Genomic DNA, 11,525 nt, shown 5'->3' with positions numbered 1-11,525 from the left:
CATGGAAGAAAACAGCCAGAAGGTCAAAAAATTATTGGATGAATCACCGCACTGGACCATTGGATGGGGCAACACCCTAATTCTCGCAATCATCGGTCTATTGGTCATAGTATCTTTTTTCATTCATATCCGAAGTTCCATCACTTTTAATCTGGAATACAACAGCAGAAGCTATGATACGGACAAAAACGGAATAGTCGAAAATATCCTTAATGGCTTGTTAAGAGCTCATGACGAGCAACTGAAGTTTACCAATAAATCTCATTTTGAAAAAAAAGAATTAGGGGGACTTCGAAACGAAATCGGGAAAAAGGTCTCTGATTGGATTGGAAGATCTCATGATATATTTTCAAAATTAAGAAGTACGGACCCTTTTTACTTCGAAAACGACAATAAAAGGAATCTGTCAAAAAGTGCAGTTAAGTTGAAGGAATTATCTGATGGAAGCAATGCAAAAATGATAATCTCAGTGCCAAAGTCATTGGAACCCATACCAGAGATAGGTGGCAAGGTGAAAATTGGGAGCTTCGTAGAAAACAAGAACAACTTTTTTTGTAGTGGTACGATAATCGGAATAACCAAGCAACAGGACCAAAATGATTTTAACATTTTGATTGACATCGATTCAACAAATCAAATAAAAGACTTTTTAAATGCGCAAGAATATCAAACATTGAAGATTCAGTTCAAGTATGAACATAGGCTTTTTGATTCTCTTATCGGTCTCATCACCAATAAGTCAAAGAATTTATCTATGTATGAAGAAGAATGAATTATATCCACATTGCTTCTTTAAAATCATAAAGTAAATTAATCCAGCGAGCGAAACCTTGTTTCGCGCTGCAAGCGTCCCAAAACTTACCAAACTAATACTGCTGAGCGAGGCAATGACCTTGTTTACAGTAGAATTTTTCAATGTTTACAACCTTTTCCAGCTGATTTACAGTAAAACATTGTGGAATGCGCAACCCGCATTGGTGATTTTATTTCCCCAATGATAGCTTTGAACAGTTGGGTGCAACTTTTGCCCAAGATCGGGTTTTGTGCCAAAAAAGTTCAGTCATTCTGCACCTTCACAGGGTTTTTGTGCCAAAAAAAGTGGACAGTACATTTCTATGTGGACCCGACAAAGGCTTGATATTGCTGGTAAAAGACCATCAAAACGGATCAATGTAACCCGCTTTAGCGTGTTACCCTCTTGCTATTCAAAACTGGTCCACTCCGTATCCCGAGTTTTGAATACTTGAAGCCCGTATCGCTTCAAAGCTGTAGGTTGCACCCTATGGAATTTTTCCTTCACGCTTATCTTCCCGAACACTGGAAAAATCCCACAGGAACCATGTGCAAAAGTCAAGGGTAAGATTTGGGGGCTGCGCTCACATTGTCGGCCCTTGCCTCCAGATGGGCCACAAGGTTCCTCATGTCCTCCCCCACCTTTCCCTCGAGGACCCTTGCATAGATTTGGGTGGTGGTCAGTTTGGTATGCCCCAGCATTTTGGAGACGGTCTCGATGGGCACCCCGTTGGACAGGGTCACCGTGGTGGCAAAGGTGTGGCGTGCGGTATGGAAGGTTATGTGCTTATGGATACCACAGGCCTTCGCTATTACCTTTAGATATGAATTGGTCTTTTGATTGCTATAAACGGGAAGCAGTCTTCCCATGACATCGGATCCCGCATCCTTCCCGTACTTCGCTATAATCTCCTTTGCCCTGGGCAATAATGGAATCTTTACAGTTTCATTGGTCTTTTCCCTTTTTGTGTGTATCCAAAGGTTTCCATCGATCCCAAGGACCAACTGTTGTGGCCTCAGTTCCTTGACATCGATATAGGAAAGCCCGGTATAGCATGAAAAGAGAAATACGTCCTTTACCTTTTCATGGCCCGCCCCGCTGAAAGTCGTTTCCTCAATGAGGTGAAGTTCCCGTTCGGTAAGGTAGCTACGCTCTGTTTTGTGAAAGTTGAGCCTATAGTTCCGAAACGGGTCCTTTTCGAGCCATTCCAGCCTTACAGCCAAATTTACCATCTTCATGAGCCTTTCCAGGTGTTTCATGGCCCCATTGTTGGAACAGGTCTTTCTCGGTCTTTCCGGTCGGTAGGTCCTTATATATTGTTCAAACTCCACGATGAACCTATAGTCCAACTGTTTGAGATAGATGTCGGGGAGTCTCAATCTGTCCTTCAAAAAATTGTAAAGGTACCTTTCGGTCGAATAATAGTTCTTCATGGTACCCGGTCGGAGCACCAATACCTGAGTTCTGTTGTGGTATTCTACAAGTTCCTTTAAAGTTTTGTTTTGGTCGTCCTGACCAAGGAAACGGGCCTTGATGGCCTGTGCGGTGATGACCTTGCCCTCGCCCAGCAACTGTTTATGGGAGTCCATGATCTGCACATAGACCTCGTCCAGATAACTGTTCAACAGTCTTGCTTTCTGTGAGAAGCCGATGACCCTGCCCCGTGCTTCGTCCCAATCGTTCACCGAAACGTAACGTTTCAAACTGATTTCCGCCCGTCTTCCGTCGACGGTTATCCGTGCATAAATGGTAAGCCTTTCTTGATTCTTGGTGTGGTCCCTGGTAAAGATCAGGACCTTCAATGTACTGTTGTTTCGCATGGTGCATGTCTTTTGGTGAAACATCTCCTCTTCGCAAAGAGGGCCATAAATGACCCTGTATGCCATCAAAATTATGCACAAGGAACGTACCGATCAATTCACCGAACTCTACACCTTTTATATGGTTTCAGATGATATCGGATGAATTCAATAAAAATGAAAAGCACTGTCAATCAGTCAGTTGACAGTGCTTGATATCCACTGAAAAGTGGTTCGTCGGGATGACTGGATTCGAACCAGCGACCACGCGCACCCCATGCGCGTACGCTACCAGACTGCGCCACATCCCGTTAAAAATTTGCTGACAACCGGAACAAAATCCAGAGAAGTCATCAGTGGTTTTTGGAAAGTCAGAAAACCACTGTGGTGCAGTTTATCCTGAGCTAGCCGAAGGGCCACATCCCGAAAACGGAATGCAAAAATATAAATTTTAATGAAACGGTATTCCAATTTGTAAACAATTTTAGAAGCTCAAGCCATTTTCATTTTTGCAATGACCTAAGTGAGCTTCCAAAACTGAAAAAAGGCTATTTTGGCACTTAACGATACAAGGTGAAGTGACCTACATATTGTTGCTTTTCGCTATCGTTGGCATTGACCACATACCAATAATCCCCGGTAGGCAAAGGGTTGCCTTCATAGGTGCCATCCCATTTTTTCACCTGATCCAGTCGAGCCACTACTCTTCCATAGCGATCATAGATAATGACATCGATGTTGGGGAAGAATTCCCTATTCTCAGGATACCAATAGTCATTGAGGTTATCGCCATCAGGAGTAAAAAACGGAGGCATCTCTGGCATTCCTTCAAAATTAAAGGGCATTACCAAACTGGCAACACATCCGTTCCTATCCCTAACCATTATAGTGATATTCTCATCTGAAGTGGTGTTAAAGGTATTTACATCACCATAGGATTCTCCTTGGAAAAAGAACTCATACCCTCCAAAGCCGCCCGTAGCCACAGCTGTAATCTCATCAGGTCCTGTCTTCATAGCTTCCAGAGTCAATGGCTCATATGCATCAATTTCAAACTCGACGAAAGTCACACATCCATTTTGGTGGTAAATGTATACGGTATGTTCCCCAGGTGGAAGATCCCCAAAGGTGCGCTGTTCATTGGCAAGGTTAATATCATCCACATCTAAGGAGAACAAGAGGTTGGGAAGCAAGGATTCATCTAAAATGGAAATTGTTGCCGTGCTATTCGGGAAAATACCATCACAGCCATATTCCACTATGGGTTCTGCAATCAATTCTATACCCACACCGATTTCTGCAACCACACTGGTTTGACATCCATTGGCATCACGAACAAAAATCACGTACGTTTCCCCACCCATTAAATTGTCGAAGAATAGAGAATTGTTTTGAACAAAGTCTGCATCGTCGGCAGAATTCACACTGGTGAAATAAGGTGCAGTTCCACCACTTACCTGCAGGGTCAACGTACCATCCCCATCGCCCAAACAGGTTTCCGGAGTAGTCGCTACAATACCTGCCACCAGTTCCATGGGCTGTGTAATTTCCACGGTACGGGTTATGGTACAACCCAAGTCATCTTGAATAATGATGTCATACGTTCTCGGAGATAGGTCAGTAAATGTTTTTCGATTTGGATTCATAGGATCGTCTCCTTCAAAGAACTCACTCAAGGTATCAGAAATGGAATAACGGATAGCTCCTGTTCCCCCACTGGCTTCTATTATAATCTGACCATTGGTATCACCGGCGCATTGTACTGGTACAGCTTCCAAATATTCCAAGACCAATGGAGGTTTGGGTTCAATCACAATGGGGTCGGAAATAGCTTCACATCCACCACTCTGTGCATAAACATAATAAGTTCCAGGATTCAACTCCCTAAATATTCCTGAGCTTTGTGCTGGTCTCACCGTATTGGCAGCCGTAGGGCTTGGTGGTGTATTTGAATTCAACAAGGTGTAGACGTAACTTCCTATCCCTCCGAATGCTTCAGAACGGATAATACCTGTGGCCTCTCCGGCACAATTAATCGTGGCGTTGGTCAAATCCAGTGCAATCACTAAGGGTGCTGCTGGATCCAAAGAAATCTGGTTGGAGCGCTCAAAAGGGCATCCGTTGGAATTTTGCACATCATATTGGAAAGGTCCGGGATCCAGGGTAATATCTTCAATGATCTCAACGCTGGTCATGCCCGCGCCGAAAGGGATAAACGGATCAGATGTCCCAGACCTACGGTAGAAGTAATCTACCCCAAGCTCTGGATTGGTAACCGTTAATTCCATCCTACCTAAATCTCCACATCCCGGAGGTTGCAATTCCACCAATTCCGCTACTACAATTTCCGGATCTTGAACGGTTATCGGCACTGTGGTGAAGCTACAGTTCCACCCATCAAAAATTGTAATGGTATAATCTCCTGCGGATAGATTGGCAAAAGTGGGCGTGGTTTGCAGTCCACTATTGGTACCGTCCGTAATTCTGTTCAATTGATACAGGTAATTTCCTGGACCTTGCCCGCCCAGTACATTAAAGGTTTCGATAATTCCATTATTATCGTTGTTACAGGCCAGTCCCTGAACCACTTGTATATCTGCTGTAATCGGCGTTGGCAAAGGCAAATCAACAGTTGTACTGGTCTCACAACCTCGTGCATCCCTAATGTTTACCGTATAAAGACCGGTAGAAAGATTTTGAAAAACGGGATTTGTGTTTGGATAATCCACCAATATGGTGATTCCATCAGGATCTATCAATTGGTATTCATAGGACCCCCATCCACCATCTCCCGAAGCGGTGATTTCACCTATTCCGGGAACATTACAGGTAACTGGTGAGGTTTGGTTTGCAACCACAGTCAAAGGCCTATCGGGAGATCTCACGGTCGTCACATTACTAACTACATCACAAAAAGGTGAATCAAGAGCTTCAACATGAACCACTAAATTTCCTGCGGGCAAACCTGTAATAATTTCCGGGGAGCTGATAGGAGCATTGGTATCAAAAGTTCCGGTAACTCCCGTGGTAGTTTCAACCCCTGAATTATCCCTTGAAAATACTTCATAATTATACGTCCCACTGTAATTGTTGATCTCCAAACTGATTTGTCCATCATTGCCATTGAAACAGGTAACCGGTTGCACTTCAGCAATTAGGGCTTCAATGGTATTGTATTCCGGCATGTTGACCGTTGCAGTCAAATAGGTACATCCTCCACTTCCAATATCAGTAACTGTAAAAATATAGTCCCCAGGAGTCGCAATATCCCAAGTAACCCGGTCTGTTCCTCCGGAATTTAGTGCAGGCTCTGAACCTAAGGGTAAAATCTCAACTTCATAGTTTCCAGGGCCTTCATTGATGATAATATCAATACTTCCTGGGTCTACACCGGTTCCGGAAGCATCACAGGTAATTTGGCCAACATTATAACTGAATGTAATATCCGTTGGCGTGTTGATGGTAACGGTGGCCATCTCCTCACATCCATTTTGATCTCTGGCCGTCAATATTATAGTTTGATTTGTCCCATTATCGATTATCTCAAAAGTATTGCTGGTTTGGAAGTTGGTCCCGTCAAATTGCGGTGTCCCATCATTCATGCTATAGGTGTAGGGTCCTGTTCCTGTAGCCGTGCCACTTCCATCACCGTTGGTGTCGGTAAATATGGTAATTGTTGCTGTACTGAACTGGTTGCTCGATGGATTACAACTGAAGTCCGTGTTCACCGCATTCACTTGCAATATTGTTGGTTCACCTATGATAATATCTCCAGAGCGATCTGTACAACCTCTATCGGAAACCACTTCGACTTGATACGTATCTGGAGCTAAATTATCGAATACCGGAGATGGTTGTGGGCCGGCAAGTATTGTTGTACTTGAACCATCATATAAAATATAACTCAGCGGTGTGTCGGTATCGCTACCAGGTTGCAGTTCCACAGAAATGGTACCATCGTCCGCCCCGTTACAGGTGACATCACTGTTTGGAGTAGCCGTTATAATTGGAGTATTTACGGTGGACACATTTACAATAGCCTCGTCTGTGCATAATACTGGAGTATTAGAGTCCAGATCGGTTACCAAGATGTTGTAATCTCCAGGGAGTACATTATTGAATTCGTTGGAACTTTGGGCAGGACCAATATCTGTCAAGGTTACGGCATCACGAAGCTGGAATTCAAAATTACCGCTACCTCCCGTAGTATTCACAGTGATTACCCCGTCACCTGCATTACAAGTAGGGAACGAAGTAGCATCGGCTGTGATGGCAAAGAAATCGAATACCTCAGCAGTGACCGTGTTGATACATCCGTTACCATCCCTAACGGTGATGAGATAACTACCAGGATTAGGCACAATAAAGGTGGTGCCCGTTTGAAAACCACTTCCAATATCGTATTGGAAGGTATCTTCAGGCAGTCCTGAACCAGTTGTTAACGGAGATACCATATTGATTTGATACCCACTGGTGGCAGTACATTGGTTTACAACGTCAATTACCGGAGTAGGTACACCCGCCTCTTGAGTAACTGTCAACGTGGTGAGTGCTGTACATCCGTTGGCGTCCTGTACATAAAAATCGTAATCACCGGGATAAGGACCGGCAATCTCAAAAGTTGTTTCTGGATTGAAGATTGTGGGGGCTGGAGCTCCATTGGGAACATAAGCATAATTAAAAGGTGCTGTTCCACCAAAACCTCGCACCGTAACCAGAGCGCCGGCATTACAAGTAGCTTCCACAAAATTATCAATAGTAATGGATGGAGAACTGAATCCGATAAATACGAGTTCACTGGCACTACATCCTGTATCATCATCGGTAACTATAATCTGATAATTTCCAGGAGCCAGGCCTGTAAAAGTATCATTAAAAGGTAAAGCTACATTGGTAAAAGGGGTGGGTCCTGATACTGTTACCCCAGTGTCTGTGTTTTGTAAAGTGACCGTAAAATTACCAGGATTAGCTGGCAAGCCTGATACTTCATAGTCAATCGCTCCACTACCGGCAACATTACATGAAGCTGTGGTCGCTGTGGCGGTAACATTAACAGGGCTTGGAGGCACTATGGGGTCTATTTCCTCAATATAGGTACAGCCTAAATCATCAATTACCTCGACAAAATAGGTGACACCAAAAGTAACAACAGCTGAAAAGTCGTGTATGTCCACCCCATTTACGTTGGCGGGAACAAAAACGGGATCACCTACCAATCTGAATTGATAGGGTGCAGTACCCCCAACGGCTTGAACTCGGTACGAAAGAAAAGGGTCCGTACAAAGTGCAGGTGGTGTATCCAACGGAATCAAATCCAAGGTGTTTTGATCCAAAACGACATCGTCCCTATCCTCACATCCCTGGGCATCGGTTGTCACTATGGTATAATTCCCAACGGGTAGATTGGGGAAATTAACAGTTGTACTGGCAGTAGCCATGGAGGAAGCCACCAAATTTCCGGCGGCATCCAACAACATATAATCAAAAGGTGCAGTTCCATTGTTAATCGTAGTAGATATGGAACCGTTGACGGAACCTGCTGAACATACCGCATCAATCGGGGTTACAGTAGCATCCAATGGGTCACTGGATCCAATAGTCACAGAATAAGGCGGACTTACACAACCCCTGCTGTCGCGAATTACAAACCCTCCGTGCGTACCTGGTCCATATCCTGAGAAAATATTTTGGGGACTGAAAGTAGCTCCATTGTCATTACTGAACTCATAAGGTGGCACTCCTTGGGTAGTGTCTGGAATCACTTCCACAATACCACTGGTGTTATCCCCACATTGCGTATCTGTACCCACTACAGAACCTGCAATGGTCTCAGGAGGTGAAATGGTGACCACATTTGTTTCCGTCGTACATCCCCTACTATCCGTAATTAAGAATTGATAGGTGGTATCCGAAATTATGGAACCATCATTGGGAATGCTGTACACAAAGGAATTACCCGTTATATTGTTATTGTTGGAAGTATATGGGCCTCCATTGATGCTTACTTCGTAAATATCATAGTTTCCACTAGAAGTATATCCGTTGCTAATATTGACCTGAATCTGAGCAGGGGGTCCAGCACAATCCAATTCTTGAATTGTTGTGGCATTGGCAATTACCTGTGGCTCTATGGTGGCTGTCACCGTATCACGACAATCATTGGCATCTACCACTTCAATCGTGTAAGTTCCTGGTGTCAGTCCTGAAAAGCTGTTGCTAGCCCCTAGAGTTCCACCATTAATTCGATATTGATAAGGTGCCAAGCCTCCAGCTGCATTTACCACAAGGGTAGCTGCATTGAAATTATCATAACAAAAATCTGAAGCACCGTTGTCCAAGGTCAGCGTTGGGGCATCCAAACGGGTCAGGGTAAAACTGTCGGTCACAGTACAGCCATTGGCATCGGTAACGCTTACTTGATACAGTCCATCTTGGGAAAGATTGGAGAATGTGCTTCCATTTTTAGGACCCCTAGTAGAGCCATCAGGCTGGGTGAGTGTGTAGCGATTACCTCCCCATCCACCAACGGTGTTGATTCGTACGGCCCCAATATTTCCATTCTGGCAACTCATATCGGTTACATCCAAACTGGAAATTGCGAATGCTGTTGACGGTTCTTCAATTACCAAAGTCGCTGTATCCGTGCAGTTTGTGTCTTCATCAGTAACAGAGATAGTGTAACTTCCAGCGGTCAATCCCGTCAATGGAATGATGCTGCTATTTTGTCCGGTTGACACCGGGCCTCCATCAATACTATAACTGTATGTAGTGTTAAAACCATCCACCAGATAACGCCCTTCACCATCAGAATCACCAACACAAGTAACTACTCGGGTCTGTTGCGCCTGCACTCCAATGGAACTTATATCAGTAATGGCATAATTTTCATCATAGGAGCATCCCTCATTATCCGTAACCCTAAAAGTATAGGTTCCCAAACCTAAACCAGTAAAGGTATTGTTGGTTCCATTGTTGATCACACTGGCGGCTGGGGCTATTATTTCATAAGTATAAGGGCTTGTTCCTCCGGTAACCGTCAATCCAACAGAAGCGGTAGTTGTTATACAATCCAAACTGGAAATGGTAAAATCCAAATCAGTGGGCTTGTCCAAAGCGTTGAAGACAATGTCTGGAAGGGCTTGTACACATCCATTGGCATCCCTTATCAATGGGGTATAACTACCTACTCCGAGGTTGGTAAAAACAGGATTGGTCCCAAAACCTGCACCTACACTATATTCATAAGGAGCTGTACCTCCGGAAACTCCAGAAATGGTAATTTGTCCCCCATTTTCATTAAGACAGGTAGGAACGGTATCAGTAGTTGCCGTAGCGGTAATAGTGGTAGGTGTCCCAATTGTTGCTGATTGAGGCGTTGTGGTACAAGTAAAAGAATCCTGCTCATAACGCAATACTATATTGTAGCTCCCAGGAGCTAAATTTGAGAATACATTACTTATTTGATAATTTGAGCCATTATCAATGCTATATTCTATTTCATAACCAAAACCACTGGTTACATTTACGGTAATTCTACCATCGTTGGCACCACCACAATTGGCATCTTCTTCGGTAATATTAAAAATGGGTGGTGGAATATCTTGTACTTCTACCGCAGCGCTTCGCTGGCATCCGTTGGCATCCTCGACCAAAATCGAATAGGTGCCTGAAGTAGCTACTGAAAAAGTGCTGCTGCCTGTGTAAGTGGGTCCAAAAGGACCTCCATCTACACTAAAACGGTAGGGTGCGGTGCCTCCTGAAGTGGTCACATCTATATCAATAGAGGTAGCACCACAACCAAAACTATCAGAAGCGGTGGCCGATACATCAAGCGGACTGATACCGTTACCTATTTCAATGGTGTCTCCGTTGCTGTCCAAAGTGACCGTCTCGGAACAATTATTGGTGTCCACACGAATACTATAGACCCCAGGGCTTACGTTGGCAAACGTATAGGTGTCGGAAGCATCGGGTCCAAAAGTATCCACCGTAACACCATTCTTCACCAAGCGGTAGGTATAAAAACCAGGGACTCCTGATACCTGTACATCAATACTGCCCAATTCGCTACTACATAAAATATCATTTGCGGTTACGTCCACATTGATATCCAAATCGTCAATGGTAACGACATTTGAAGGGAATATACAGGCACTGGCCGAAACATTTTTCAATCGAACATAAACTCTATAGCTTCCAGGAGAAGTAATATCAAAGAAAGGATCATCTTGATAAGGTCCCGCGGCACTGTTTAGACTATACTCGTATCCTGCAGGAACGTTTGTCACCTCTGCTCTACCAGGGTTACCACAGATAATGTCCTCTTTGATCAATTGGGGATCTAAGGGATTCAATGTGGACTTAAAGTAGAAGTACTGACCAGAATTCACACGAACCCTAAATTCACCAGCTACTGAGAGGTCAAAGGTCGGTCCAGTTCCCACCGTATTCCAAGTACAGGCTGCATTGATTGTAGGACAGTCATCCACCACGGTTGGCGCACAGGTGTTGGGATCCAATTGCTGCCATTGGTAACTACTTCCGGATTGACTCAGTGTGAGGGTACGGATATCACTGGTACCGCATAGAAAGAATTTAGCCAAGGTGCTTCCGTCGTTAGGGCAGACCACCTCTTCATCGGCACCTTGCAAAATGGTCATGAACATGGCACTATTGGTCAAAAAACCCTTATCATGTTCATCAATGCGGTAATCCACTTTGGACTTAGCGGATTTATCTTCAACAATGGATTCAGATATAGAAAATAGTTTGGAAATCTTTTCTGAAATTTCCGTTTTTGCTAATACCGTGGAACAAAATATTGATATGAACACCAACAACACGGCATATAGCAAATGCCTTGTTTTTTGTGGTAGCATAGGTTAAGTTTCGTTTTGGTAGAATACTCAGACTTGGGACCCTAAGATTCTAAA

The 11,525-nt window shown here is 44.0% G+C and carries 3 protein-coding genes and 1 tRNA gene; 1 reads left to right on the top strand and 3 read right to left on the bottom strand.

Annotated elements, in window-relative coordinates; genetic code table 11:
• Nucleotide 1 precedes the first annotated feature (1 nt).
• Entirely contained in the window at nucleotides 2-772 is a 771-nt protein-coding gene (locus tag GTQ34_RS01180; RefSeq protein WP_166521930.1) for a hypothetical protein, read from the top strand.
• 578 nt (nucleotides 773-1,350) lie between these two features.
• Here the strand turns inward: GTQ34_RS01180 and GTQ34_RS01175 are convergent.
• The 3 genes from GTQ34_RS01175 to GTQ34_RS01165 all read right to left on the bottom strand — a co-directional run bounded on the left by GTQ34_RS01175 (nucleotide 1,351) and on the right by GTQ34_RS01165 (nucleotide 11,471).
• Nucleotides 1,351-2,613: a site-specific integrase gene (locus tag GTQ34_RS01175; RefSeq protein WP_166521929.1), complete on the bottom strand. Its 1,263-nt coding sequence runs from the start codon at nucleotides 2,611-2,613 to the stop codon at nucleotides 1,351-1,353.
• Nucleotides 2,614-2,829: 216 nt separating this feature from the next.
• A tRNA-Pro gene (locus tag GTQ34_RS01170) sits at nucleotides 2,830-2,903 on the bottom strand.
• Nucleotides 2,904-3,152: 249 nt separating this feature from the next.
• The gene (locus tag GTQ34_RS01165) at nucleotides 3,153-11,471 is read right to left on the bottom strand and encodes a T9SS type B sorting domain-containing protein (RefSeq protein WP_166521928.1); all 8,319 of its coding nucleotides are present in this window, start codon (nucleotides 11,469-11,471) and stop codon (nucleotides 3,153-3,155) included.
• Nucleotides 11,472-11,525: the final 54 nt, after the last annotated feature.

Source organism: Flagellimonas ochracea (assembly GCF_009903685.1).
GTDB lineage: Bacteria > Bacteroidota > Bacteroidia > Flavobacteriales > Flavobacteriaceae > Flagellimonas > Flagellimonas ochracea.
This window is presented reverse-complemented; position numbering and strand designations above follow the sequence as displayed.

Excerpts from the sequence above, each read along its gene's own strand:
- GTQ34_RS01180 (WP_166521930.1), top strand. The coding sequence starts at position 2 with ATGGAAGAAAACAGCCAGAAGGTCAAAAAATTATTGGATGAATCACCG.
- GTQ34_RS01175 (WP_166521929.1), bottom strand. The coding sequence starts at position 2,613 with ATGCGAAACAACAGTACATTGAAGGTCCTGATCTTTACCAGGGACCAC.
- GTQ34_RS01165 (WP_166521928.1), bottom strand. The coding sequence starts at position 11,471 with ATGCTACCACAAAAAACAAGGCATTTGCTATATGCCGTGTTGTTGGTG.